This is a genomic window from Arthrobacter sp. 01L42 (assembly GCF_056400005.1).
The window spans coordinates 1-23,876 of record NZ_JBFTSL010000026.1 but is presented as its reverse complement, the minus strand read 5'-3'; the positions used below and the strand labels follow the sequence as shown (position 1 = coordinate 23,876).

23 protein-coding genes and 2 riboswitches are annotated in these 23,876 nt (G+C 68.0%); of the genes, 21 read left to right on the top strand and 2 right to left on the bottom strand.

The genetic code is table 11. From position 1 onward, the window contains the following. The first annotated feature begins 58 nt into the window (after nt 1–58). The 13 genes from AC1DN2_RS19135 to AC1DN2_RS19075 all read left to right on the top strand — a co-directional run bounded on the left by AC1DN2_RS19135 (nt 59) and on the right by AC1DN2_RS19075 (nt 11,010). Nucleotides 59–361: a flagellar FlbD family protein gene (locus AC1DN2_RS19135; RefSeq protein WP_018775806.1), complete on the top strand. Its 303-nt coding sequence runs from the start codon at nt 59–61 to the stop codon at nt 359–361. A gap of 2 nt (nt 362–363) precedes the next feature. Continuing rightward, on the top strand, nt 364–1,173 hold the full coding sequence (locus AC1DN2_RS19130; RefSeq protein WP_028277084.1) for a motility protein A: 810 nt from the start codon (nt 364–366) through the stop codon (nt 1,171–1,173). Then, entirely contained in the window at nt 1,170–1,994 is an 825-nt protein-coding gene (locus tag AC1DN2_RS19125) for an OmpA/MotB family protein (RefSeq protein WP_079555607.1), read from the top strand. Before AC1DN2_RS19130 ends, AC1DN2_RS19125 begins: the two co-directional genes overlap by 4 nt. Nucleotides 1,995–2,116: 122 nt before the next feature. Next, the gene (locus tag AC1DN2_RS19120) at nt 2,117–3,013 is read left to right on the top strand and encodes a flagellar motor switch protein FliM (protein ID WP_223914317.1); all 897 of its coding nucleotides are present in this window, start codon (nt 2,117–2,119) and stop codon (nt 3,011–3,013) included. Next, a complete protein-coding gene (gene fliN / locus AC1DN2_RS19115; RefSeq protein ID WP_028277087.1) occupies nt 3,010–3,732 on the top strand; it encodes a flagellar motor switch protein FliN in 723 nt (240 codons plus the stop codon). The genes AC1DN2_RS19120 and fliN overlap by 4 nt, the downstream gene beginning before the upstream one ends. Next, complete coding sequence (gene fliO / locus AC1DN2_RS19110) at nt 3,733–4,359, top strand: flagellar biosynthetic protein FliO (protein ID WP_476851541.1); 627 nt, start codon at nt 3,733–3,735, stop codon at nt 4,357–4,359. After that, nucleotides 4,356–5,222 (top strand): flagellar type III secretion system pore protein FliP, encoded by an 867-nt coding sequence (fliP, locus tag AC1DN2_RS19105; protein ID WP_476851540.1) that lies wholly within the window; start codon nt 4,356–4,358, stop codon nt 5,220–5,222. The genes fliO and fliP overlap by 4 nt, the downstream gene beginning before the upstream one ends. After that, complete coding sequence (gene fliQ / locus AC1DN2_RS19100) at nt 5,219–5,494, top strand: flagellar biosynthesis protein FliQ (RefSeq protein WP_079555610.1); 276 nt, start codon at nt 5,219–5,221, stop codon at nt 5,492–5,494. Before fliP ends, fliQ begins: the two co-directional genes overlap by 4 nt. A gap of 1 nt (nt 5,495) precedes the next feature. Beyond that, entirely contained in the window at nt 5,496–6,254 is a 759-nt protein-coding gene (locus AC1DN2_RS19095) for a flagellar biosynthetic protein FliR (RefSeq protein WP_476851539.1), read from the top strand. Next, nucleotides 6,254–7,342: an EscU/YscU/HrcU family type III secretion system export apparatus switch protein gene (locus tag AC1DN2_RS19090; protein ID WP_223914313.1), complete on the top strand. Its 1,089-nt coding sequence runs from the start codon at nt 6,254–6,256 to the stop codon at nt 7,340–7,342. Before AC1DN2_RS19095 ends, AC1DN2_RS19090 begins: the two co-directional genes overlap by 1 nt. Nucleotides 7,343–7,415: 73 nt before the next feature. Beyond that, on the top strand, nt 7,416–9,464 hold the full coding sequence (locus AC1DN2_RS19085; RefSeq protein WP_476851538.1) for a flagellar biosynthesis protein FlhA: 2,049 nt from the start codon (nt 7,416–7,418) through the stop codon (nt 9,462–9,464). After that, nucleotides 9,442–10,752 (top strand): hypothetical protein, encoded by a 1,311-nt coding sequence (locus AC1DN2_RS19080; protein ID WP_476851537.1) that lies wholly within the window; start codon nt 9,442–9,444, stop codon nt 10,750–10,752. Before AC1DN2_RS19085 ends, AC1DN2_RS19080 begins: the two co-directional genes overlap by 23 nt. A gap of 9 nt (nt 10,753–10,761) precedes the next feature. Next, the gene (locus AC1DN2_RS19075; RefSeq protein ID WP_026538957.1) at nt 10,762–11,010 is read left to right on the top strand and encodes a carbon storage regulator; all 249 of its coding nucleotides are present in this window, start codon (nt 10,762–10,764) and stop codon (nt 11,008–11,010) included. Nucleotides 11,011–11,024: 14 nt separating this feature from the next. Here AC1DN2_RS19075 and flgN read toward each other — a convergent pair whose 3' ends face one another. Beyond that, the gene (gene flgN / locus AC1DN2_RS19070) at nt 11,025–11,540 is read right to left on the bottom strand and encodes a flagellar export chaperone FlgN (RefSeq protein WP_476851536.1); all 516 of its coding nucleotides are present in this window, start codon (nt 11,538–11,540) and stop codon (nt 11,025–11,027) included. Nucleotides 11,541–11,783: 243 nt separating this feature from the next. Here flgN and AC1DN2_RS19065 point away from each other — a divergent pair, with 243 nt between their 5' ends. Together AC1DN2_RS19065 and AC1DN2_RS19060 are read left to right on the top strand one after the other, a co-directional pair. Beyond that, complete coding sequence (locus AC1DN2_RS19065) at nt 11,784–12,602, top strand: sigma-70 family RNA polymerase sigma factor (protein WP_026538956.1); 819 nt, start codon at nt 11,784–11,786, stop codon at nt 12,600–12,602. Nucleotides 12,603–12,768: 166 nt separating this feature from the next. Further along, the gene (locus tag AC1DN2_RS19060; RefSeq protein ID WP_028275324.1) at nt 12,769–13,248 is read left to right on the top strand and encodes a Dps family protein; all 480 of its coding nucleotides are present in this window, start codon (nt 12,769–12,771) and stop codon (nt 13,246–13,248) included. Between the two features lie 169 nt (nt 13,249–13,417). Here the strand turns inward: AC1DN2_RS19060 and AC1DN2_RS19055 are convergent, their stop codons facing one another. Beyond that, nucleotides 13,418–15,004, bottom strand: a complete 1,587-nt coding sequence (locus AC1DN2_RS19055; protein ID WP_476851535.1) for an MFS transporter — start codon at nt 15,002–15,004, stop codon at nt 13,418–13,420. 67 nt (nt 15,005–15,071) lie between these two features. Between AC1DN2_RS19055 and AC1DN2_RS19050 the strand changes: the two genes are divergently transcribed. From AC1DN2_RS19050 to AC1DN2_RS19025, 6 genes are all read left to right on the top strand, one after another. Then, nucleotides 15,072–15,611 (top strand): TetR/AcrR family transcriptional regulator, encoded by a 540-nt coding sequence (locus AC1DN2_RS19050; protein ID WP_079555622.1) that lies wholly within the window; start codon nt 15,072–15,074, stop codon nt 15,609–15,611. Nucleotides 15,612–15,877: 266 nt separating this feature from the next. Further along, nucleotides 15,878–15,976, top strand: a riboswitch (glycine riboswitch). Nucleotide 15,977: 1 nt separating this feature from the next. Further along, a riboswitch (glycine riboswitch) is annotated at nt 15,978–16,092 on the top strand. 39 nt (nt 16,093–16,131) lie between these two features. After that, nucleotides 16,132–19,053, top strand: a complete 2,922-nt coding sequence (gene gcvP, locus AC1DN2_RS19045) for an aminomethyl-transferring glycine dehydrogenase (RefSeq protein WP_476851534.1) — start codon at nt 16,132–16,134, stop codon at nt 19,051–19,053. 12 nt (nt 19,054–19,065) lie between these two features. Then, entirely contained in the window at nt 19,066–20,214 is a 1,149-nt protein-coding gene (gene gcvT / locus AC1DN2_RS19040) for a glycine cleavage system aminomethyltransferase GcvT (RefSeq protein WP_476851533.1), read from the top strand. A 521-nt stretch (nt 20,215–20,735) separates the two neighbouring features. Then, nucleotides 20,736–21,119 (top strand): glycine cleavage system protein GcvH, encoded by a 384-nt coding sequence (gene gcvH, locus AC1DN2_RS19035; protein ID WP_230007215.1) that lies wholly within the window; start codon nt 20,736–20,738, stop codon nt 21,117–21,119. Further along, nucleotides 21,116–22,462 carry a serine hydroxymethyltransferase gene (gene glyA / locus AC1DN2_RS19030; RefSeq protein WP_476851532.1) on the top strand — a complete coding sequence of 449 codons (1,347 nt, stop codon included), beginning with the start codon at nt 21,116–21,118 and terminating at the stop codon, nt 22,460–22,462. The genes gcvH and glyA overlap by 4 nt, the downstream gene beginning before the upstream one ends. Nucleotides 22,463–22,638: 176 nt before the next feature. Continuing rightward, nucleotides 22,639–23,876: L-serine ammonia-lyase (locus AC1DN2_RS19025; RefSeq protein ID WP_476851531.1), on the top strand; the 1,238-nt coding region annotated here is incomplete at its 3' end.

Here is a 23,876-nt window from a genome sequence, read left to right as displayed (position 1 = left end):
CCCGGCTGCCGACAGTACGGAGGAGAACACCCTTCCCCTCACAGAGCAGAATCGGCCCATGATCGTCGTCACACGCCTCAACGGAACGCGCTTCGCGGTCAATCCGGACCTCATTGAACGCATCCACGAGAGCCCGGATACGCACTTGGTGACACTCGACGGCGCCGCCTACGTGGTGCTCGAAAGCCTCGCCGAGGTGGTCGAGCTCATCGCAGAGTACCGGGCTTACATCCTGAGCAAAGCCCGGGACTTTCCGGCCATCACCGGCTATCCCCTCAGCCTGGTCCGGACTGAAGACCCGGACGACGACCCCTACGACGACGGCGCCGGTCCCACGGCGCCCGCGCAACCCAGAAAGTAACGATGGATCCCGCAACAGTCATCGGACTGCTCCTCGCCTTTGGCTCCGTTATCGCCATGGTGTCGCTCGAGGGCGCCAGCCTGTCGGCGTTGCTCCTCCCGGCCCCCATGATCCTGGTCTTCGGCGCCACGCTCGCCGTCGGGATCGCCGGAAACACCCTCAAAGACGTCGTCCAGGCCTTCAAAGCCCTCCCCAAGATGTTCCTCGGCAAAACCGCCAAGCCGCAGGAAAGCATTGACCAGATGGTCCGCTTCGCCGAAAAGGCGCGCAGCGAGGGCCTGCTGTCCCTGGAAGAGGAAGCGGCCAGCGTCAAGGACCCCTTCCTGGCCCGTGCACTGCAGAACATCGCCGACGGCACCGACGCCGAGGACCTCCGGATGCTCATGGAGGACGAGATCGACTCCAAGTCCCGGAGCGATCACGCCAACTCCAAATTCTTCGCGAGTCTCGGCGGCTATGCCCCCACCGTGGGCATCATCGGCACCGTGGTATCCCTGACCCACGTCCTGGAAAACCTCTCCACCCCGGACCACCTCGGCCCGATGATCGCGGCAGCCTTCGTCGCCACCCTGTGGGGCCTGCTGTCCGCCAACTTCATCTGGCTTCCCTTCAGCGCCCGGATGGCCCGGCTCTCGGAACTGGACATCGAACGGATGACGCTGCTCATGGAAGGCATGCTGTCGGTCCAGTCCGGTGCCCAGCCGCTTCTGCTGGCCGAACGGCTCCGCGCCATGGTCCCCGAGCACCAGCTCAAGAGCTCCGGCAAGAAGGCCGGCGCTGACAAGTCCGACAGGATGGACGAGGCAGCGTGAGCCCCAGGCGGCGCGGGCGGAAGAAGCCGGAAGAACACCACGTCGACGAACGCTGGATGGCGTCCTACATGGACATGGTCACCGTGCTGATGTGCATGTTCATCGTCCTCTTCGCGATGTCCACGGTGGACGCCAACAAGTTTGAAAAGCTCCGCAACTCCCTAGCCACGGGATTCGGCGCAGTCGCGACGGAAACGGTGGATACGGCGTCGGGCACAGTGGTGCCGCCGGAACTCGTGAAAGAGGACCTCGAGGCGTTCGCCGCCGTCAAGGGCGCGGCCACCGCATCCCCCGAGAATATGGCTGAAGCGATCAAGGAAGTGGACAAACTCAAGGCTTTGCAGCAGAAAATGCAGGCCGGCCTGGCGGCAGCCGGGCTGAGCGAGAACGTCGAGTTCCAGATCGACCAGCGCGGCCTGACGGTCAAGCTCGTCGGATCGCAGGCTTTCTTCGAACCTGACCGGCCCGAGCTCACCTCCCGGGCCTCCCGGGTGCTGCAGGTCATCTCACCGGTCCTCAAACCGGCCGGCATGGAAATCATGGTCGAAGGCCACGCCGCGAACGGCATCACGGCCTACCCCTCGACGTGGGAACTGTCCTCGGCGCGCGCCGTCAATGTCCTGCGGTACATGGTGGACCGCGGCGGCATAGCCCCCGGCACGATCGGTGCCGTCGCGTTCGGTTCTGCCCGCCAGGTCAACGACGACTCCACGCCGGCGCTCATGGAGCGAAACCGCCGGGTGGACATCGTGGTCATTTCCGACAAGCCCGACGTCGTCCGGGCACTGATTCCGGAGGCCTTGAAACTCAGCGAGAAGTAGCCGTTCGGGGCTACGGCGGATCGCCTGGGTTCTTTGCCGGAGTTTTGCCTGCATTTTTGCCTCCGTGTTTTGCCTAAGGCGTTCTGCTTACGCCACGAGTTCCCTTGCCGATAGTGGCAACCGTGAGTGTTCTGGATGAGCGGGAAGTGGCACGGGAGCGGACCGTCAGCGTCTATGACTTCCGCCGTCCTGCGACGCTCGCGCGCGAACACAGCCGGGTGCTGGAGCTCGCCTTCGAAACCTTCGCCCGCCAGTGGGGCACCCAGCTCACCGCCAAGGTCCGCGTCAAGTCCGTGGTGCGCCTGGAAGACGTCAGCATGCTCAGCTACGACGAGTACGCCGCCTCGCTGCCCGCCGTCACCGCCATGGTCCTGTGCACCGTGGAGGCCCACGATTCCAAGCTCGTGGTGCAGTTCCCCGGCCCGGCCGCCCTCGGCTGGGTCAACCGCATGCTCGGCGCCACCAACGATTCGCCCATGCCGGACCGCAAGTTCACCCAGATCGAGCAGGCGCTGATCAAGGGCCTGATGGACGAGGCCCTCGAAGACCTCGGCTATTCCCTGGGCCCGCTGCTCAGCGAGGCCGTCCGGGTGGACACCATCCAATACAACTCCCAGTTCGCCCAGGCCGCCGCACCCAGCGAACTGATGATCGTTGCCTCCTTCACCATGAGCGTCGGCGACGTCAACGCGCCCGCCACCCTGGCCGTTCCGGCCGGAATCCTGCTGGGACGGCTCAAGAAGGTCAACCCGACCGACTCCCGCGAAGACGCGGCCGCCCGCGTCAGCGCCCAACTGGAGCAGGTCCCGGTGGAACTGTCCGTACGGCTCTCGACGTCGTTCGTTACCCCGAGCCAGGTCCTGGGTCTCGCCGTCGGTGACGTCCTGACACTGCCGCACCTGGAGAACCGGCCCTTTGACCTCACCCTGGACGGAACCCGGCTGGCCACTGCCGCCCCGGCCCGCAACGGCTCCCGCGCGGCCGCAGTAATTGTCACAATCGAGGAGAACCAACGATGAGCATCACCCTGACCAAGCACGAAATGTCGGCGGAACGGCTCGTCGAGGAGCTCCCGAGCCCGGTGGCCCTGAAGGTTGTCGCGCTGGTGCCTGCCCGGTCCGCGGCGGCCTACGCCCGGCAGGCGGTCACGGCGACCTTCGTCGGCGCGGTGACCGCCGACCTCGCCCTCATGCTCAGCGACCGCACCTTCCTTGACGAGGCTGCCGGCGCGGGGTCCCAGCTGGGCCACGTCTCCGTGACCGACGTGCTGCGCCCCGCGATGGAAAGCGCCAGCTCAGTCTTCGGGGCCGGTGTCCTGTCCGACCTGCGTGAATCCGACGTCTCAGGGCTCCTCTCGGATCCCGACACGGCCGTCTTTGAACTCTCCGACGGCAGCAACGCCGCGGCCTGGTTCGCCGTCCGGCTACGCGAACACAGCAACAGCCAGGAACGCGGCGGGGACCTGTTCGCCGGCGGGGACACCGTGGCCGGCCGGCTCGGCCGGATCAACAACATTGAAATGGCCCTGACCGTGGAGATCGGACGCACCCGGATGTCGGTCCGGGACGTGCTGTCGCTGGAACCGGGCAAGATCATCGAACTGGACCGCTCCGCCGGCGCCCCGGCCGACGTCCTGCTCAACGGCCGCCTGATCGCGCACGGCGAAGTCGTGGTCCTCGACCAGGACTACGCGGTGCGGATCACCCGGATCCTCGACGTGGCCGAGGGGCTCAGCTGAATGGACGCACTGATCCTCGGGCTGCGGGTAGTCGTGGCCCTGGGCGCGGTGCTTGGCCTCATGTGGTTCCTGCAGCACCGGCTGGGCAAGGGCACCGGACGGCGCCGGGCTGACCGCGCCTTGACCATCGTCAGCCGGCAGAGCCTCGGACAAAAAGCCTCCGTGGTGGTGGTCGACGCCGCCGGGCAGCGCTTCCTCCTGGGCGTCACCGAGCACGCCGTCAACGTCCTGCACACCGGGGACATTCCGCCCGAACCCGAAGAAGTCGCGGTCCCCGGCACCAGCCGCGGCCTGGGCGATTTCGCCCGGATCCTCGCTGACGCCAGCCCGCTCGCCGGCAACCACTTCAGCAGCCAGCCGGCCATGCCGGCAGGTGATGCCGCCGCTGACGGCGACGATTTTGCGGACGGTGTCGACGCCGACGATTTCGCCGACGGTCAGAACGGTGTCCGGGAGTTGCCGCCGTCCCGCCGCAGCTCCCTTCACCGCGGATCCGCGGCCCGCGGCCACGCCGGCCGCGTCAGCGCCGGCGGCGGGTCGGCCCATCCGCCGCTGCACGGCTCCATCCTGTCCGGCTCCACCTGGAAGCAGGCTGCCGCCGCGCTCAGGAGCGGACGCCGCAATTGATCTTCCCGCTCCCCACCAGCACCACCCGCCCGCGACCAGCTGGCGCAAGACCCCTCAGGCTCCTGGCCCTGGGGCTCGCCGCCGTGCTCTTTGCCGTCCTCCTGCTGTGGCTCAATGCCTCGGCAGGCCACGCCGCACCCATCGACCCTGTTGCGCCGGTGCCCCCGGCCGACCCTGCCAATCCCGACGGCGGGAACATCAACATCCAGATCAACGGGATGGACGGGAAACCTTCCTCCGCTGTCCTGACCCTGATCAGCATCACCCTCTTGGCCGTTGCGCCCTCGCTGTTGCTGATGATGACGTCCTTCACCAAGATCTTTGTGGTCCTGGCAATGACCCGCAACGCGCTGTCCCTGCCCTCCATCCCGCCGAACCAGGTCCTGGCCGGGCTGGCTCTGTTCCTCTCGATCTTTGTGATGTGGCCCGTCATCAACGAGATGAACACCCTCGGTGTCCAGCCCTACCTCAACGGCACACTGGACTTCAACGGTGCCGTCAGCGCCGCATCGGGTCCGCTGCAGCACTTCATGCTCGCCCACACGCGCGAGGAGGACATCGCCCTGATGTCCCGTGCCGCCGGAGCCGAGAACCCGGCCACTCCTGAGGCCGTGCCGCTGCAGACCCTCATCCCGGCGTTCATGATCTCCGAACTCCGTGCCGCGTTCATCATCGGCTTCGTCATCTTCATCCCGTTCCTCGTGATCGACCTCGTGGTGTCCGCGGCCCTGATGTCCATGGGCATGATGATGCTCCCGCCCGTCATGATCTCGCTGCCCTTCAAGATCCTGCTCTTCGTGCTCGTGGACGGCTGGGGCCTGATCATCACCGCGCTCGTCCAGAGCTATGCGGGTTCAGGATGAACGCCAACGCGGTCCTGGACATCTGCCTCCAAGCCATGATCGTGGCCGCCAAGCTCTCCGCGCCCGTGCTGGTCACGGCGCTGGTGGTGGGCCTGGCCATCTCCCTGCTGCAGTCCATCACGCAGCTGCAGGAAGCCACCCTGTCCTTCGTGCCGAAGGCTGCCGCGGTGGCCGTGGCCCTGATTGTCTGCGGACACTGGATGATCTCGGAGATGGTGGGCTTCACCAACGACCTCTTCGCGAAGATTCCGTCCCTGCTCGGAGGCCTGTGAGGTGGGCATCCCCATCGACCCGGCCTGGCTTGAAGTCCTGCTGCTGGCTACGGTCCGGATGACCGCCTTCCTGGTCGTGGCACCGCCCTTCTCGCACCACGCCATTCCGGGGCGAGTCAAGGCCATGCTGGGGCTGGGCCTGGGCCTGGCGGTGACGCAGCGCCTGGCCGGCGGCTACACGCCCCGGGACACCGCCGGGTTCGTCACCGGTGTGGTCCTGGAGCTCGTCACCGGGCTGGTCCTGGGCTTCCTGGTCCTCGTCATCTTTTCCGCCATCCAGTCCGCCGGCAGCCTGATCGACCTTTTCAGCGGGTTCCAGATGGCCCAGGCCTACGACCCCCAAATGATGGTCAACGGCGCACAGTTCACCCGTCTCCTGCAAATGGCGGCGCTGGCCCTGCTCTTCGCCTCCGACGGCTACCAGCTGGTCATCACCGGCCTCACCGGCAGCTTTGCCGCCCTGCCGCTGGCCGGGGGGATCGACCTGGCCCAGCCGGTGCAGGCCATGATCGCGGCGGTGTCCGGCATGTTCCTTGCCGCCGTGCAGATCGCCGGCCCCCTCCTGGTGGTCCTGTTCCTTGCCGACGTCGGGCTCGGCCTACTGACCCGCGTGGCCCCGGCGCTGAATGCCTTCTCCCTCGGCTTCCCACTGAAGATCCTGCTCACTCTGACGCTGGCCGGCTTCATGTTCCTGGCCCTGCCCCGACTCGTTACCAGCCTCGCCGGGCAGGCGGCCAAAGCCGTGCTGGGGGTGGGCTGATGGCGGATTCACAGGAAAAGACCGAGCAAGCCACCGAGAAACGGATGCGGGAGGTCCGCTCCAAGGGCCAGCTGTCCCGTTCCCAGGACCTCACCGCCTGGCTCGGCGTCGGCGCCGCCGCGCTGATGCTGCCCAGCACGGTGGACCGGGCCGCCAACGCCGCCACGGACCAGCTCTTCAGCATCCGCGGGATCGTGTCCGCCCCGGACCCCGGCAAAGCCGTCCGGGCGCTGGAAGCCGGCTTCGCGTCCATCGCCGGGATCGTCGGACCCCTGCTGGTCGTCGTGTTCCTGGCCGTCCTCGCCGGCTCGGCCCTCCAGGGCGGTGTCCACTTGAAGAAATTCAGGCTCGAATTCGAACACTTCAACCTGCTCGCCGGGATCAAGCGGCTGTTCGGCGCGCAGGCCGTGTGGGGCGGCCTCAAGGCGCTGCTCAAGGCAAGCGTCGTGGGGCTGGTGCTCTACACCGTCGTGCAGGGACTGGTTCCGGTGCTGCTGACCGCCGGCGGACTGCCCGTCGCCGGGGTAGTGCAGGCCGCCGCCGGCGGGATAGCCGCCCTGGTCCAGTTCGCGGTGGCCGCCGGCATCGTGCTGGCCGCGGCCGACTTCTTCGTCGTGATGCGGCGCAACCGCAAGAAGACGCGGATGTCCAAGAAGGAAGTCCAGGACGAAAACAAGAACAGCGAGGGCGATCCGCTGATCCGGTCCCAACGCCGGGCGCGCCAGATGGCCATGAGCCGCAACCGCATGATCGCGGCGATCGGGGACGCCGACGTCGTCCTGGTCAACCCCACGCACGTGGCGGTGGCCCTGAAATACGAGCCCGGAAAATCCGCACCCCGCGTCGTTGCCAAGGGCGCCGGCCACGTGGCTGCGAGGATCAGGGAAGAAGCCGAGGAAAAGAACGTGCCCATGGTCCAGGACATCCCGCTGGCCAGGGCCCTCCACGGGGCCTGTGAGCTGGGAGACGAGATCCCGGTGGACTTCTACCGGGCGGTGGCCGGCGTCCTCGCTTTCGTCATGGCACTCAAGGCCCGGGGCGCCGCCGCCGGGATGCACCGCATGACCACCACGGTGGCCACCGTATGAAACACGGCAGGCTCCACAGCGTGCAACACGGCACGAAAACTTCGGGAATCAGCGTCTGTGAAAGGACAGCACCATGAACAACAGGCTGAACCGGCTGGTGGTGCCCATCGGCATCGTGGGGATCGTGCTCCTGCTGGTGGTTCCCGTTCCCGCGCCGCTGCTCGACTTCCTCATCGTCTGCAACATCCTGCTGGCACTGCTGGTCCTGCTGACCAGCATGTTCGTCAAAAAACCGCTGGATTTCTCGGTGTTCCCGTCCCTGCTGCTGGTGGCCACGCTGTTCCGGCTCGGCCTCAACGTCGCCTCAACCCGCCTGGTCCTGGGCAACGGATACGCCGGGCAGGTCATTGAAGCCTTCGGCAAGGTGACGGTCGGCGGCTCCATGATCATCGGCGCCGTCGTGTTCCTCATCCTCGTGGTGATCCAGTTCGTCGTGGTCACCAAGGGCGCCGAGCGCGTGGCCGAGGTGGGCGCGCGCTTCACCCTCGACGCCATGCCCGGCAAGCAGATGGCGATCGACGCCGACCTCAACGCCGGCCTCCTCACCGACACCCAGGCCAGGGAGCGGCGGGCCGAAGTCTCTGCCGAGGCCGACTTCTACGGTGCCATGGACGGCGCCTCGAAGTTCGTCAAGGGCGACGCCATCGCGGGCATCATCATTATCATCATCAACTTCGTCGGCGGCATCGCCATCGGCATGGTCCAGCGCGGCCTGGAAATCGGCGACGCCCTGAACACCTACGGCCTGCTGACCATGGGCGACGGGCTCGTCACCCAGATCCCGGCACTGCTCATGGCCGTCTCCACCGGCATGATCGTGACCCGGTCCAACGCCGAGTCCGACATGGGGCGGACGGCCTCCACCCAGCTGCTGCAGTCACCGAACGCCCTCATGATCGCCGGCGTCGCCGCCGTCGCCATGGCACTGATCCCCGGCATGCCCCCGATTCCGTTCGTCGTCGTAGGCGCCGGCCTGTTCATCGCCTCCCGCCGGACCGCGGCAAGCCAACAGCTGGCGGAAACGGCCCGGGAGGCTGAGTCGACCGCGCTGAACTTCCCGGAACAGGATCCGAACGAGAAGCTGCTGGAAGACATGCGCATCCACCCCGTGGAGATCCTGCTCGCACCTGACCTCGTGGATATGGTCTCCGGCGCCTCCGATGACCTCCTGGCCCGGGTCCGGTCCCTGCGGCACAAGATCGCCATGGAACTGGGCCTGGTCATCCCGCCGGTGCGCACCCGGGACAGTGTGGACCTGCCGCCGGCGACCTACGCCATCCGGATTGCCGGCGTGGAAGCCGGCCGCGGCACGGCCCCCAGCGGCCAGATGCTCGCCCTGGGCGAGAACCTGGACTCGCTCCCGGGCCCGGCGATGATCGAACCCGTATTTGGGCTCGCCGGGAAATGGATTCCGGGGGAGATGCGCCACAACGCCGAGATGACAGGTGCCACAGTGATCGACCGGGTCTCCGTCCTGGTCACCCACCTGTCCTCGATCGTCGCGGCGAACGCTGCCCGGCTGCTGTCCCGCGAGGATGTCCGGGTGCTGACCGAGGGCGTGCGCAAGCAGAGCCCCTCCGCCGTCGACGAACTGACCCCGGCCCTGCTCTCCCTCGCCGAGCTGCAGCGCGTCCTCCAGGGCCTGCTGGATGAGCAGGTGCCCATCAACGACCTCGCCCGGATCTATGAGGCCCTCACGCTCCGCGCCAAGATTTCCACGGATCCGGAATCGCTTGTGGAAGCCGCCCGGCAGGCCCTGGGCCCCGCCCTCACGGCCAAGTTCATGGACGGCGAGGTGCTCAACGTCATCATGATCGACCCCGTCCTGGAACAACACATGCTCGAGGACATGCGGCCCGCGGAGGGCGGCAGCCAGATCGTCATGGGGCAGGAACGGCTCGACGCCGTCCTGCGCTCGGTGCGGTCCGCCGTCGACGCCGCGGCCGCCGCCAACCGCCAGGCCGTGCTTGTCTGTGCACCCGCGCTCCGGCCCGCCATCTACCGCCTCGTCGGGGCGCAGCCGGGATCCGTGCCCGTGTTGTCCTACCGCGAGGTGACCTCCGCCAACGTCCGGATCGAAACAGTAGGAGTGGTGCGCCATGCCGAACCGCTATCGGCTTAAGGGAGCCTCGCTCGAGGAAATCCGCCGCAAGGCGGAACAGCTGTACGGTCCGGCGGCCCGGATCGTGTCCGCCGAACGCGTCAGCAGCCCCGGAATCGCCGGCCTCTTCGCCCAGGACCGCTACGAGGCCATGATCGAGCTCCAGTCCAAACACGAGGTCGTCACCGGCGAGGTAGTGCCTGACGCCGACATCCTGGCCGGGGCCGACTCCGGCCCGGCGACTGGTGGTCCCGCCGGGGAGACCGCCGCCGGGGCGGCTTCCGCGGGCACTGTTCCGGGCACTGTTCCGGGCACCGTTCCGGGCGCCGGGACCCCCGCCGGGAAGTACGACGCCGGAGCCGCGGCGGCAGCACCGGCCCCGCCGGCGGCCCGGACCGCAGCGCAGGCGGGCCCGGCCGGAGGGCCGGCACGGCCCGCCGCCCCGACCCATCACCTGCAGGGCGCCGCCATCGCCGCACTCCTGGAGGAGGCGGACGCCGCCGAGCTGAGCCTGCACCGGCCCGCTCCTGCCGGTGTGTCCACCGAATCGCGGGACTTCGCCGAGCTGCTGGAACAGCTCGGTACCGGGCTCCGGACCCCCACAGATCCGCCCGCCGCAGCGCCCGCCGCCGACGTCGGGAGCCCCGCGCACCCGGCGGCGGCCGTTGCCGGCGCCGTCGTGCACCCGTCCGCCGTCGGGAGCCCCGCGCACCCGTCCGCCGTCGGGAGCCCCGCGCACCCGGCCGCCGTCGCGCCGGGCAACGCTGCGGGTGCCCCGGCTCCGGGTCCGCTGACCGGCGTCGGCGATCTCGTGCTCCTGATCGGGCTGGGGGAGGACGCGATGGATACCGCCCTGGCCATGTCCATGGCCTCCGGAGGTGCCGATGTGCGCACCGCCGGTGAGCTCTCCGCCTATGGCCACCTGCACGTCGACGGACGCCAAAGTGCCACGGCCGCGCGCGCCCATGCCGTGGTGACGGAGCGCACCGTCCTGGTGGCGTTCGGACTGGGCAAAGCCCGCAACGCCCTGGCCCGGGTGCCGTCCGTGGCGGCGCTCTCCGCCGACCAGGTCTGGGTTGTGGTCGATGCCGGACGCAAGCACGAGGACACGGCGCGCTGGGTCGGCGTGCTGTCCGCCCAGCTCAACGTGACCGCGGTGGCGGTGGTCGGCGCCTCGGAGACCGGGTCGCCTGAAAGCGTCAATGGCCTGGGACTGCCCGTCGGCTGGATCGACGGGCGCCCCGCCGGGCCCGAACCGACATGGCAGAACCGGCGGGAATCGTACGATGCTCCCCGGACTGAAGGGTAGATTGAGAGGATGCTGGTACTTACACGCAAGCCGGGCGAACAGATCATGATCGGCGACGGCATCGTCATCACTGTTCTGGAAGGCCGCGGCGACGGTGTTCGGATAGGCATTGAGGCGCCCCGCGGTGTGCCGATCCAGCGCCGGGAAGTCATCGAAGCCATAGCGGCGGCGAACCTCGCGGCGGCGGAAGCGGGCCCGGACGCCGAGGAAGCGCTGCGCGGCCTCATGCCGCCGCGCGCCACTCCCGCCGACGGCTGAGGACCCGCACCGGATCAGACATGGTCCCCGCCGAGATACTGGGCCAGGAGCGGCTGGGCTGAACGCCGGAGCACGGCGAGGGACCGCTCCAGGTTTCCTCCCATGGTCAGCTGGTCCAGAAGCCCGGCCGTGCCCGCCGGGCCGGCGCGTCCCGGCATCGGGAGGCTCCGCAGCGCGTCCTCATTCACGCGGGAAGCCTCGCCCAGCCGGGCCAGGAGTGCGTGCAGGGCGTCCAGATGCTCGCGCAGGATCTCGGGCCAGGGCCCGGCGGGAGCGGCCGCAATCAGTTCGACGAGCGTGGTCTGTGCCGGCAGGCCCCATTGGGCCGCCACGGCAGCAGACTCGACGCTCCGGGCCAGGGCTTCGAAGCGCAGGCGGTCCAGCACGGTTTCAATCTCGGAGGCCATGAAGCTCAGCCATTCCAGATTCCCGGCCACGACGTGCAGGCGCTGCGTTTCCAGCCTGAAGAGGAGTAGCTCCAGCTGCCGCCGCTCCTGCCACAGTGCCGCGGAGAGATCACTTGCGCTCATGTGCCCCATTCTCTTTCCGCCCCGTGAATCACAGCTTCGGGGCGGTCACCGCATTTTTCACACAGCTTTTCCCTGAGGGTACACGCAGATCTTGGAACAGGTGATAGGTTTCCTCCATGGGTGCTGCGCCCTACTTGCGAACGCTGACTCCAATGGGGGGAGCACCGGTCGGTTTTGGGTGCGGCTCTCGGCGTTTTAAGGGTCGAGGACCCTTCGGATCCGGTCTCATGGGGGGACACAGTATTGAATCGCGTGGAACGCAACGAGATGGTCACGCAGCACCTTCCGCTGGTGGGGTATCTCGTCTCAGATTTGTGCTCGAAGGCGTCACACCTTTCTCGCGATGACTTGGCGTCAGCCGGCGCTATTGCCTTGATTACCTCGGCCGATTCGTTCGATCCAGGCCTCGGGGTGCCGTTCGGCGCTTTCGCGCGCCGGCGTATCCTTGGCGCCTTCGCAGACGAGATGCGGGCCAGCGACTGGGCCACCCGATCCGCCCGCCGCCGGATCAAGGAAACCATGTCCGTGCAGGAAACCCTGGCGTCCGCCCTGGGCCGCACCCCCACAGTGGACGAGATCGCCTCTGCCCTGGGCGTCCAGCAGAGCGTTGTGGAGGCCGCGCTCGCGGATGCCTCGCGCACATTGACGCCCCTCGACGAGGCCGTGGTGGACACCCTGGCCGCCGAAACCCTCACCCCGGAACACTCCGTGCTCGCGGACGAACGGCTCCAGTACCTTCGGGCCGCCGTGAAATCCCTTCCGGAACGGATGCGCTACGTGGTGGAGGAGATCTATTTCGGAGACCGCACGGTCAAAGACCTGGCCGCGGAACTCGGGTCCACGCACGCAGCGGTGTCCCAGCAGCGTTCGGAAGCCATCCGGCTCATGCGCGACGGCCTGAGCGCCCACTACGCCGACGACCCCGAGCAGCCGTTCCAGCCCCAGTCCAGGATTACCCCGAGGCGGCGCAACGACTACCTCACCCAGCTGTCCGAATCCACCTCCGGCGGCATCACACGGGCCGTGTTCCCGCGTGGGCCCATCCTCAACGAGGCCGTCTAAACCGCCCCCAAAACGGTTAGTAAGCCGACTTAGTAAGCTGACCGAGAAATTCCTCCCAGAAGCGTCGCGGCCCGGCGCCGCGCTGCGGTAGCGTCGGAAGCATCGGCCGGGGTGCCAGCAATGGCATGCGCGGCCCGCACGGCACCGGTTCTATCGAGGAGGATTCATGAAAGCATCACCAACATTGACGACCAACCTGCAGGCAGTACTGGTGGACCTGATCGAACTCCACGTTCAGGGCAAGCAGGCACACTGGAACATCGTCGGGACCAACTTCAGGGACCTTCACCTCCAGCTGGATGAAATCATCGACGCCGCCCGGGGATTCGCGGATGACCTTGCCGAGCGCATGCGTGCCCTCCACGCCCTCCCGGACGGCCGAAGCTCCACGGTTTCCAAGTCCACCGCACTGGCCGAGTTCCCGAAGGGCCTGATCAACACGAAGGACGCCATCGAGCGGATTGTCGCCGCGCTTGAGGCGGCCGTCGGCACCATGCGCAAGGTCCATGACGAAGTGGACGAGGAAGATCCCACCACCGCGGATCTGCTGCACGAGTTCATCGCCAAGTTTGAGCAGTACGCCTGGATGGTGAATGCCGAGACCATGCGGGCCACTGCCAGCGTGACCACCCCGGACAGCAAGTAGGAACTGGCTCCCACCAGCCCCCCCAAAAAAACAGCAGCGTCCGGCGCCGGGTATCCTCCCGGCGCCGGACGCTGCTGTTTAAGGGCTGGACCCCCCTGGGTGCTGACGACTGCTGCTGACGACGGCGTGACGCTGACGGCGGCGTGACGCTGACGGCGGCCGCTGAGCCCTATTGGGCCTTCGGCACCGACCGCAGGACGACGGCGGCCAGGACGCAGGCCCCGGACATCAGGACCAGTGCAATGGACGCAGTGACGTGCACGCCCGAGTCGAAGGCGGTGCGCGCGGCCGCCGTCACCGCCTCGGCCAGGGGCGCCGGAAGCATCCGGGCCAGATCCACAGCGCCGGCCAGGGTTTCACCGGCCTGGCTGGTGGCCGCCGCCGGGGCGAGTTCGGACACGCCCGCGGGAAGCCGGAGATTGCCCTGGTAGGAGGCCGTCAGGATTGAGCCGAGAATCGCCGTACCCAGCAGGGACCCCACTTCGTAGCCGGTCTCGGAGATAGCGGCGGCTGCCCCTGCCTTATCGGCGGGCGCCGCGCCCAGGATCAGGTCATTGGAGATCGTCTCCGCGGCCCCCACCCCCAGGCAGAGCACCAGCAGGGCGGCAAGGAGCAGCGACGGGCCCTGGCTGTGGTCGCCGAATGCCACCACGAAATAGCCCGCCGCGCTCAGCAGCAGGCCGCCGGCCACCACAAAGCCGGGCCGCACCTTGCGCACCAGCGGGACCACGAGCAGCCCCGCTACAACCGTGGCGATGAGGGCCGGGACCATGGCGACGCCGGAGGCCGAGGGGGACTGGCCCTCCAGCAGCTGCAGGTGCTGGGCCAGGAAGAGAATGAAGCCGTTGAAGGAGAACAGTGCCAGGACGTTGGCCACAATGGCCGTACTGAAGATCCGGTTGCCAAACAGGCTGACGTCGAGCATCGGCGCGGTGCTGTGGTCTGTCCTGTGGATACGGGCAAGCGCGCGTTGCCGCCGGATGAACACATAGCCCATGAGCAGGCCGGTTCCGATGCTCGCGAAGGCCTCGGGAGCCGGCCCGTGGGTGGCAAGGGCTTTGATCCCGTAGACCACCGGCACCATGACCAGCAGGGACAGGGCAATGCTGGGCACGTCCACCCGGCCCGGCTTCGGATCGCGGGATTCCGGGATCAGGGCCGGCCCGAGCAGCAGCAGCGGCAGGATGATCGGCACCGCGACCAGCAGGACGGCGCCCCACCAGAAGTGTTCCACCAGCCAGCCGCCGACAATCGGGCCGAGGGCGGCGCCGCCGGAGAAGCCGGCGGCCCAGATTGCCACCGCCAGCCTGCGCCGGTTGGGCTGCGGAAAGATGTTCCGGATCAGCGACAGCGTGGATGGCATCAGCATGGCGCCGAACAGGCCAAGCCCGGCGCGGCCGGCGATCAGCCATTCCGCACTCGGCGCGAACGCCGTCACGGCGGACACCGCGGCAAAGCCTGCGCTGCCCACGAACAGCAGCCGGCGCCGGCCGATCCTGTCGCCCAGGGAACCCATCGCGACCAGGAGTCCGGCCAGGACCAGGGGGTAGGCGTCGACGATCCAGAGCAGTTCGACGCCGGAGGCGGTCAGGCTGCTGGCGATGGCCGGCAGGGCGAACGTGAGCGCGGTGTTGTCCACGGCCACGAGCAGGACGGGGAACATCAGCAGGGCCAGCGCCACCCAGTCACGCCACGGTGCCCGGGGCCCGGTGGCCGCAGGAGTGCTGGTGGCTACGGTGATCGATGAAATGCTCATGAGAATAACTGTACCGTCTGGACGGTACAGTTAAGAAATGCGCGCGCGGACAGGCATGATGGGAGGCATGCCCAGGAAACCCGTCGCCCGCGAGGCCGTCCTCGATGCCTTCGAATCCCTGCTCATCGAAGTCGGTGAACGCGCCGCGACGCTGGACGCCGTCGCGCGCCGGGCCGGCGTCTCCAAGGGCGGCCTGCTCTACCATTTCCCGACCAAAGAGGCCATGATCGCGGTCCTGCTGGAACGGCTGGACCGGCTTCTGGCTGCGGATGTTGCGGCCATGGCGGCAGCCCCGGAAGGGGCGGCGGCGTACTTCATCAAGTCCTCGGTGTGGGCGGACACGCCCATGGACCGGGTCTTCGTGGCGGCTACGCGGCTCGCCGAGGTGGCGCACGGGGAAACCCTCCGCCGCTTCGCCGCCGGCCAGGCGAGCTGGCTGGAACTGCTGGCGGCCGACGTCGGGCCCGCCATGGCGAAGGCCGTCCTGTGCATGGGGGACGGGCTGTACTTCAACGCCATGCTGGCGCGGGGTCCCGGCGGGCCGCCGCCGGAAGTCGAGGCGGACGTCCAGAGCCTCCTGGCCGCCGTCGAGCGCCTGCGCGGCTGAAGCCCACACCCACACCCACCCCTACTCCCCGCCGACCCCCCCTTACTCCCCGCCGAATTCGCCGGAAGCGTTCGAGTACGCCGGAAAGTTGCGGCGACTCCGGGCGTTTCCGGCGAAATCGCGCCGCCGGATTGGCCGCCGGGTGGCTCGTGGCCCGTAACCTGGGTCCGCCGCCGGGAGGGAGTTTGCGGACGCGCGCTCGGCATAGGACAATGAGAGCTGTGACTGTTGTCACCCCCGATTGAACACCCAATTAAATACGCCTTTGATCTGCGGCGGGAGAGTCCTGCAAGTAGGTACAAGCAGGCGCCGTAGGAGCAAACCCTCCCCAGGAATCTCTCAGGCCCATGTACCGCCGCGGCAAGGCATCTCTGGAAAGTAGCAGGCGTGTCCCGGACATGCTGTGCTCACCGACGGTGCAAGCGGAGCCCTGAAACGCGGGCTGCGCGGAAACTCTCAGGTCCAATACAGAGCGGGGAGGAACCCGAATCAATGTGGCGTACCCTGCGCCGCCTGAGTTATGGAGTTCCTTGTGACTGTTACCCCAGCCTCCACGTCCTTCGTTGACCGGCATATCGGCGCGCGCCGCCAGGCCGACGTCGACGCCATGCTGAAGGCTGTCGGCTACGACACCGTCGACGCCCTGGTGGACACCGCCGTTCCGAAGGACATCCGCCAGGACGCCGACCTCGCGCTCGCCGCGGCCCTGAGCGAGGTCGAAGTCCTCGCCGAGCTGCGCAAGCTGGCGTCGAAGAACAAAACCGCCGTGCAGATGATCGGGCAGGGCTACTACGACACGCTCACCCCGCCGGTGATCCGCCGCAACATCCTCGAAGCCCCGGCCTGGTACACCGCGTACACGCCCTACCAGCCGGAGATCTCGCAGGGCCGGCTCGAGGCGCTGCTGAACTTCCAGACCATGGTCCAGGACCTCGTCGGCCTGCCGATCGCCAACGCCTCCCTGCTGGATGAAGCCACCGCCGTGGCCGAGGCCGTGCTGATGATGCGCCGCGCGAATAAGAACAAGACGGCGCACGACGGCAAGACCGTCCTCGACGCCGACTGCCTGCCCCAGACCATCGCGATCGTCAAGGGCCGAGCGGAGGCGCTGGGCTTCGAGGTCGAGGTCGCCGACCTCTCCAAGGGCCTGCCCGACGGCGTCATCAACGGCGTCGTCCTGCAGCAGCCGGGCGTCTCCGGCCGCGTGTTCGACCACACCGCCGTGATCGCCGACGCCAAGGAACGCGGCGCCCTCGTCACCGTCGCGGCAGATCTCCTCTCCCTGACCCTGATCACGTCCCCGGGCGAGCAGGGCGCTGACATCGCCGTCGGATCCGCCCAGCGCTTCGGCGTGCCGCTGTTCTTCGGCGGACCGCACGCTGCCTACATGGCCGTCCAGAAGGGGCTCGAGCGCTCCATGCCCGGCCGCCTCGTGGGTGTCTCCAAGGACAACGCCGGCGTTCCCGCCTACCGCCTGGCCCTGCAGACCCGCGAGCAGCATATCCGCCGCGAGAAAGCCACCTCCAACATCTGCACCGCCCAGGCCCTGCTGGCCATCGTGGCTTCCTTCTACGCCGTCTACCACGGCCCGGACGGGCTGAAGGCAATCGCCCAGTCGGTCCACGTCCACGCGAAGACCATCGCCGCCTCCCTGAAGGCCGCCGGCCTGGATGTGCTGCACACCTCCTTCTTCGACACCATCACCGTCTCCGTGCCGGGCCGGGCAGCTGAGATCATCGCGGCAGCCGACGCCAAGGGCGTCAACCTGCGCGCCATCGACGCCGACACCGTCGGCATCTCCGCCGACGAGGCCACGACGGTTGCCGTCGTCGCCGACGTCATAGCCGCGTTCGGCGCGTCCGTGACTGCCGCGGCTGCAGGCACGGACACTGCGTTCGGCCTGGACCCCGCCGTCGAGCGCACCTCCGACTACCTGCAGCACCCGGTGTTCAACACGCACCGTTCCGAGACCCAGTTGCTGCGCTACATCCGTCGCCTCTCGGACCGCGACCTTGCCCTGGACCGGACCATGATCCCGCTGGGCTCGTGCACCATGAAGCTGAACGCCACCGCCGAGATGGAAGCCATCTCCTGGCCGGAGTTCGCCTCCATCCACCCGTTCGCCCCGGAATCCCAGACCGCCGGCTGGCGTGAACTGATCGAGGACCTCGAAGGCCAGCTGACCGAGATCACCGGCTACGACCAGGTCTCCATCCAGCCCAACGCCGGTTCCCAGGGCGAGCTCGCCGGGCTGCTGGCGATCCGCGGCTACCACCTCTCCCGCGGGGAGGCCCAGCGCAACGTCTGCCTGATCCCGGCCTCCGCGCACGGCACCAACGCCGCCTCCGCCGTGCTGGCCGGCATGAAGGTCGTGGTCGTGGCCACGGCTTCGGACGGCACGATCGACCACGCGGACCTGACCGCCAAGATCGAGCTGCACAAGGACGCGCTGTCCTGCATCATGATCACCTACCCGTCCACGCACGGGGTGTACGACGCCGATGTCCGCGAGGTATGCGACGCGGTCCACGCCGCCGGCGGCCAGGTCTACATCGACGGCGCCAACCTCAACGCCCTGGTCGGGCTGGCCCAGCCCGGCATGTTCGGCGGCGACGTCTCGCACCTGAACCTGCACAAGACCTTCTGCATCCCGCACGGCGGCGGCGGACCGGGCGTCGGCCCGGTCGCGGCCAAGGCGCACCTGGCCCCGTTCATGCCGGGCAACGCTGCTGATCCCGCCAACGGCGCCGACGGCACCCCGATCTCCGCCTCCCGCTACGGCTCGGCCGGCGTGCTGCCGATCTCCTGGGCCTACGTGAAGCTGATGGGCGGCCGCGGCCTCACCGAGGCGACCAAGTCCGCGCTGCTCGCGGCGAACTACATCGCGGCCCGCCTCAACGACTCCTTCCCGGTGCTCTACACCGGCGAAGGCGGCCTGGTGGCCCACGAGTGCATCCTGGACCTGCGCGAACTCACGGCCAAGACCGGCGTGACCGCCGAGGACGTGGCCAAGCGCCTGATCGACTACGGCTTCCACGCCCCCACCCTGGCGTTCCCGGTGGCCGGCACCCTGATGGTGGAGCCCACCGAATCCGAGGACCTGGGCGAGATCGACCGCTTCATCACGGCCATGGTCGCCATCCGCGCCGAGATCGACCAGGTGGCCAACGGCGATTTCACCGTGGAGCACAGCCCGCTGCGCAACGCCCCGCACACCGCCGCTGCCGTGATCAGCACCGACTGGACCCGCGAGTACCCGCGTGAGCAGGCCGTCTTCCCGGTCCACACGCTCAAGCAGGACAAGTACTTCCCGCCCGTCGGCCGCATCGACGGCGCAGCCGGGGACCGCAACCTGATCTGCTCGTGCCCTCCCCTCGAGGCCTTCGAAGAAGACACAGCAGTCCACTCCGACGACTCCGCCAACTCCGCCTCTGACAACTAGGGACAGCCAACGATGACTGAGAACTACACGGCTCTGTACGAAGAGCACAAGAAGCTCGGCGCCTCCTTCACGGACTTCGGCGGTTGGCAGATGCCGCTGAAGTACAGCTCGGAACTAGCCGAGCACCACGCCGTCCGCAAGTCCGCGGGCCTGTTCGACCTCTCCCACATGGGCGAAGTCTGGGTCACCGGCCCCGACGCCGCAGCCTTCCTGGACTACGCCCTGGTCGGCAAGATCTCGGCGATGGCCATCGGCAAGGCCAAGTACTCGCTGATCTGCAACGAGGACGGCGGCATCATCGATGACCTCATCACCTACCGCCGCGGCGACCAGAAATTCCTTGTGGTCCCCAATGCGGGCAACGCGAAGGTCGTCGCCGCGGCCCTGGCCGAGCGCGTCGGTTCCGGAAAGGACGGCGGATTCGACGTCACCGTCCAGGACGCCTCTGCTGAGACCTCGCTGATCGCCGTGCAGGGACCCAAGGCCCAGGAGATCCTGCTGCGCCTGGTCCCCGCCGCGCAGCACGAGCTCGTCACCGGCCTGAAGTACTACGCCGCCGTGGACGTCCCGTTCATGTTCGCTGGAGCCAGCCAGGACCTCCTGCTGGCCCGCACCGGCTACACCGGCGAAGACGGCTTCGAGATCTTTGTCGCGAACGACGCCGCCGCCGCCCTCTGGCAGGCGCTCGTCGCCATCGCAGAGGACGGCGAGCTGACCCCCGCCGGGCTCGCGTCCCGCGATTCGCTCCGTCTCGAGGCCGGCATGCCGCTTTACGGCAACGAGCTCTCCCTGGAGGGCGATCCGTTCGCCGCCGGCCTGGGCCCCGTCGTCGCCCTGTCCAAGGAAGGCGACTTCATCGGCAAGGCCGCCTTGGCCGCCAAGAAGGAAACCGGCGCCGGCGCCACGACGGGCCGCAAGCTCGTCGGGCTCAAGGGCCTCGGGCGCCGGGCCGGCCGCGGCCACTACCCGGTCCTCAAGGACGGCAACGTCGTCGGCGAAGTCACCTCCGGCCAGCCCAGCCCGAGCCTCGGCTACCCGGTCGCGATGGCCTATGTCGACGTCGAATTCACTGAGCCCGGCACCGCACTGGACATCGACCTCCGCGGCAAGGCCGAACCCTTCGAAGTTGTCGCACTGCCTTTCTACAAGCGCCAAAAGTAGCCGAAGCTGTCCCGGGGGCTGCGTGACTGTGGTTGCGTCAGCCCGTCGGACCCGGCATCCTCTGCATGCTCGGTCGCGAAGACGCCCGCTGAGCGGACGTAACGCTCCCTTGGACGCATGCTCCCGGATGTCGGGCCCGAAGGGGCCCTGCAGCTCACCTCGGGTTCAACTCACCTCGAGTTCCAAGCGTCGTTTGGGGCGCCTTCGAAAGCCAAAAGTGCTGGGGGATGTACCGCCTGCCGCGGCTCTGGGTTGTCCCAAGCCCGATCATTGGGGGTTGAGCTTGATGACACCCTTGAAGCCTCGGAGCACCCCGGCTCTGGAAGATATCGAAAAGCCACTGTTTCTTCCGGGGAAACGGCTGGCCCCAAAAACTGAACTGAATAGCGGCGGGTGAGGGGATTCCGGAAGCGTGCGTCTAAGCGAGGGACGAGCGAGCACGCGGAGGAATTGCCTCATCCGCCACCCAACCCACCACAATTGTTGTGGCCCACGACTTTTCAAACGTAAAGGAAAAACACATGGCAAAAGTTGCCCCTGAACTGCAGTACTCCGACGAGCACGAGTGGGTTGCCCGCGAGGCCGGAAACGTTGTTTCCATTGGCATCTCCGCCGTCGCCACGGATGCCCTCGGCGACATCGTCTACGTTGACCTGCCGGAGGTCGGCTCCGCCGTGACCGCGGGGGAGACCTGCGGCGAGGTCGAGTCGACCAAGTCGGTCTCGGACCTGTACGCCCCGGTCACGGGCGAGGTCACCGAAATCAACCCCGCCGTCGTCGACGACCCCGCGCTGATCAACAGCGACCCGTACGGCGCCGGCTGGCTGTTCAAGGTCGCCGCCGAGTCCGACGGCCCGCTGCTTTCGGCCCAGGAGTACGCGTCCAAGAACGGTGGCGAGCTGTGAGCGGCGCATCGGCGGCCGCGGGCACACAGACGTTGGCGTTCGAGCAGGTCATCTCCGCGAGCCTGGACGCGGATCTCTCCAGCCTGGATCCGGAGATCGCGGCGAAGATCGACGACGAGCTGGCCCGCCAGCGTGACGGCCTGGAAATGATCGCCTCGGAGAACCACACCGCCAAAGCCGTGATGCAGGCCCAGGGTTCCGTGCTGACCAACAAGTACGCCGAAGGCTACCCGGGCAAGCGCTACTACGGCGGCTGCGAGCACGTCGACGTCGTCGAACAGCTCGCGATCGACCGCGTCAAGGCCCTGTTCGGCGCCGGGTACGCCAACGTGCAGCCGCACTCCGGCGCCCAGGCCAACGCCTCGGTCATGCACGCCCTGATCCGTCCCGGGGACACCATCATGGGCCTGAACCTGGCCCACGGCGGGCACCTGACCCACGGCATGAAGATCAACTTCTCCGGCCGGCTCTACAACGTCATTCCGTACCAGGTCCGTGAGGAGGACCACCGGATCGACATGGCCGAGGTCGAGGCCCTGGCCCTGGAGCACAAGCCGGCGCTGATCGTGGCCGGCTGGTCCGCGTACGCCCGGCAGCTCGACTTCGCCGAGTTCCGCCGGATCGCCGACTCGGTGGGCGCCTACCTGATGGTGGACATGGCGCACTTCGCCGGGCTGGTCGCGGCCGGGCTGCACCCGTCCCCGGTCCCGCACGCGCACGTCACCACCTCCACCACGCACAAGACCCTTGCCGGTCCGCGCGGCGGCATCATCCTGTCCAACGACGCCGAGATCGCCAAGAAGATCAACTCCGCGGTGTTCCCCGGCCAGCAGGGCGGGCCGCTGGAGCACGTCATCGCCGGCAAAGCCGTGGCGTTCAAGATCGCCGCGTCCGAAGAGTTCAGGGAGCGCCAGGAACGCGTCCTGGCCGGCGCCCGGATCCTCGCCGACCGCCTGGTCCAGGACGACGTCACCGCCAAGGGCATCAACGTGATCTCCGGCGGCACCGACGTGCACCTGGTCCTGGTGGACCTGCGCGAGTGTGAGCTGAACGGGCAGGAAGCCGAGGACCGCCTCGCGGCGATCGACATCACCGTCAACCGCAACGCTGTCCCGTTCGATCCGCGCCCGCCGATGGTCACCTCCGGGCTGCGGATCGGCACCCCGGCGCTGGCCACCCGCGGCTTCGGCGAGGCGGCCTTCGCCGAGGTTGCCGACATCATCGCCGAGGCCCTGATCGCCGACGCCGGCGCGGACCTCTCCGGTCTCCGCACCCGGGTCCGGGCCCTCGCAGCCGCCCATCCGCTCTACCCCTCGGTTGATAACCTCGCCCAGGCGACGTAAGACTGAAGTAGCAGCAGTACAGAACTAACAGCAGTACACAGATCACGACGCCGGGTTGCCGCCACAAGCCGCCGCCCGGCGTCGTGCATCCGGCATGCGGCCGCCAACCAGCGCCCGCAGCGCCTTCCGGCAGGACCCTCTGCCGGGCCACAGCAAGACCTAGTTAGGAACCGACAATGGCTGTTGGAGTCTTCGACCTCTTTTCCATCGGAATAGGGCCATCCAGCTCACACACCGTGGGGCCCATGCGGGCCGCCGCCCTTTTCGCCGAGGAACTCAAGGCCTCCGGGGACCTGGAGAAGGTAGCGTCGCTGCGGGTGGACCTGTACGGTTCCCTGGCCGCCACGGGCCACGGGCACGGCACCATGACCGCGATCCTGCTCGGCCTGGAAGGCTTCCACCCCGAGCTGATCCTGCCCGAGGAAGTGGAGGAACGGCTCGCCACGATCGCCGAGACCGGCACCCTGCAGCTGGCCGGCTCGGTCGCCCTGCCGTACGGGGTGAAGGACATGATCCTGCGGCCGCTGACCATCCTTCCCCGGCACACCAACGGCATGACGTTCACGGTCTCCGACGCCGATGGCGAAGTACTCCACAAAGCCACGTTCTTCTCCGTCGGCGGCGGCTTCATCGTCCGCGAGGGCGAGGAGGACGCGGCCCTGAAGGAACTCGACGAATCCAAGAAGGAACTTCCCCTGCCGTTCCGCACGGCCGCGGAACTGCTGGGCCGCTGCCAGTCCAAGGGCCTCTCGATCGGGCAGATCATGTTCGTCAACGAGCGCGCCTCCCGCACCGAAGCGGAAATCCGCGACGGGCTGCTGCACATCTACTCCGTGATGGAAGGCTGCGTCGAGGTCAGCCTCAAACGCGAAGGGCTGCTGCCGGGCGGGCTCAAGGTCCGTCGCCGGGCGCCCGACTGGCACAAACGGCTCATGAAGGAAACCCGCGGCCAGGACCCCGACTACCGGGACCCGAAGTACTGGCAGGAATGGGTCAACCTGATCGCGCTGGCCGTGAACGAGGAAAACGCCTCCGGCGGCCGCGTCGTCACCGCCCCCACGAACGGCGCCGCCGGCATCATCCCGGCCGTGCTCTACTACGCGCTGCACTTCGCCCCCGGCATGGACCAGGCCACCCAGGCCGACCGGGACGAGACGATCGTCAGGTTCCTGCTGACCGCCGGCGCCATCGGGGTGCTCTACAAGGAGCAGGCCTCGATCTCCGGGGCGGAAGTCGGCTGCCAGGGCGAGGTGGGCTCGGCGTCGTCGATGGCGGCCGCCGGCCTGGCCGAAGTCATGGGCGGCACGCCCCAGCAGGTGGAGAACGCCGCGGAAATCGCGATGGAACACAACCTGGGCCTGACCTGCGATCCGATCGGCGGGCTCGTGCAGGTCCCGTGCATCGAACGCAACGC

Excerpts from the sequence above, each read along its gene's own strand:
- AC1DN2_RS19135 (WP_018775806.1), top strand. The coding sequence starts at position 59 with ATGATCGTCGTCACACGCCTCAACGGAACGCGCTTCGCGGTCAATCCG.
- AC1DN2_RS19130 (WP_028277084.1), top strand. The coding sequence starts at position 364 with ATGGATCCCGCAACAGTCATCGGACTGCTCCTCGCCTTTGGCTCCGTT.
- fliN (WP_028277087.1), top strand. The coding sequence starts at position 3,010 with ATGAGCATCACCCTGACCAAGCACGAAATGTCGGCGGAACGGCTCGTC.
- fliO (WP_476851541.1), top strand. The coding sequence starts at position 3,733 with ATGGACGCACTGATCCTCGGGCTGCGGGTAGTCGTGGCCCTGGGCGCG.
- fliQ (WP_079555610.1), top strand. The coding sequence starts at position 5,219 with ATGAACGCCAACGCGGTCCTGGACATCTGCCTCCAAGCCATGATCGTG.
- AC1DN2_RS19090 (WP_223914313.1), top strand. The coding sequence starts at position 6,254 with ATGGCGGATTCACAGGAAAAGACCGAGCAAGCCACCGAGAAACGGATG.
- AC1DN2_RS19085 (WP_476851538.1), top strand. The coding sequence starts at position 7,416 with ATGAACAACAGGCTGAACCGGCTGGTGGTGCCCATCGGCATCGTGGGG.
- AC1DN2_RS19080 (WP_476851537.1), top strand. The coding sequence starts at position 9,442 with ATGCCGAACCGCTATCGGCTTAAGGGAGCCTCGCTCGAGGAAATCCGC.
- AC1DN2_RS19075 (WP_026538957.1), top strand. The coding sequence starts at position 10,762 with ATGCTGGTACTTACACGCAAGCCGGGCGAACAGATCATGATCGGCGAC.
- flgN (WP_476851536.1), bottom strand. The coding sequence starts at position 11,540 with ATGAGCGCAAGTGATCTCTCCGCGGCACTGTGGCAGGAGCGGCGGCAG.
- AC1DN2_RS19060 (WP_028275324.1), top strand. The coding sequence starts at position 12,769 with ATGAAAGCATCACCAACATTGACGACCAACCTGCAGGCAGTACTGGTG.
- AC1DN2_RS19055 (WP_476851535.1), bottom strand. The coding sequence starts at position 15,004 with ATGAGCATTTCATCGATCACCGTAGCCACCAGCACTCCTGCGGCCACC.
- AC1DN2_RS19050 (WP_079555622.1), top strand. The coding sequence starts at position 15,072 with ATGCCCAGGAAACCCGTCGCCCGCGAGGCCGTCCTCGATGCCTTCGAA.
- gcvP (WP_476851534.1), top strand. The coding sequence starts at position 16,132 with ATGGAGTTCCTTGTGACTGTTACCCCAGCCTCCACGTCCTTCGTTGAC.
- gcvT (WP_476851533.1), top strand. The coding sequence starts at position 19,066 with ATGACTGAGAACTACACGGCTCTGTACGAAGAGCACAAGAAGCTCGGC.
- gcvH (WP_230007215.1), top strand. The coding sequence starts at position 20,736 with ATGGCAAAAGTTGCCCCTGAACTGCAGTACTCCGACGAGCACGAGTGG.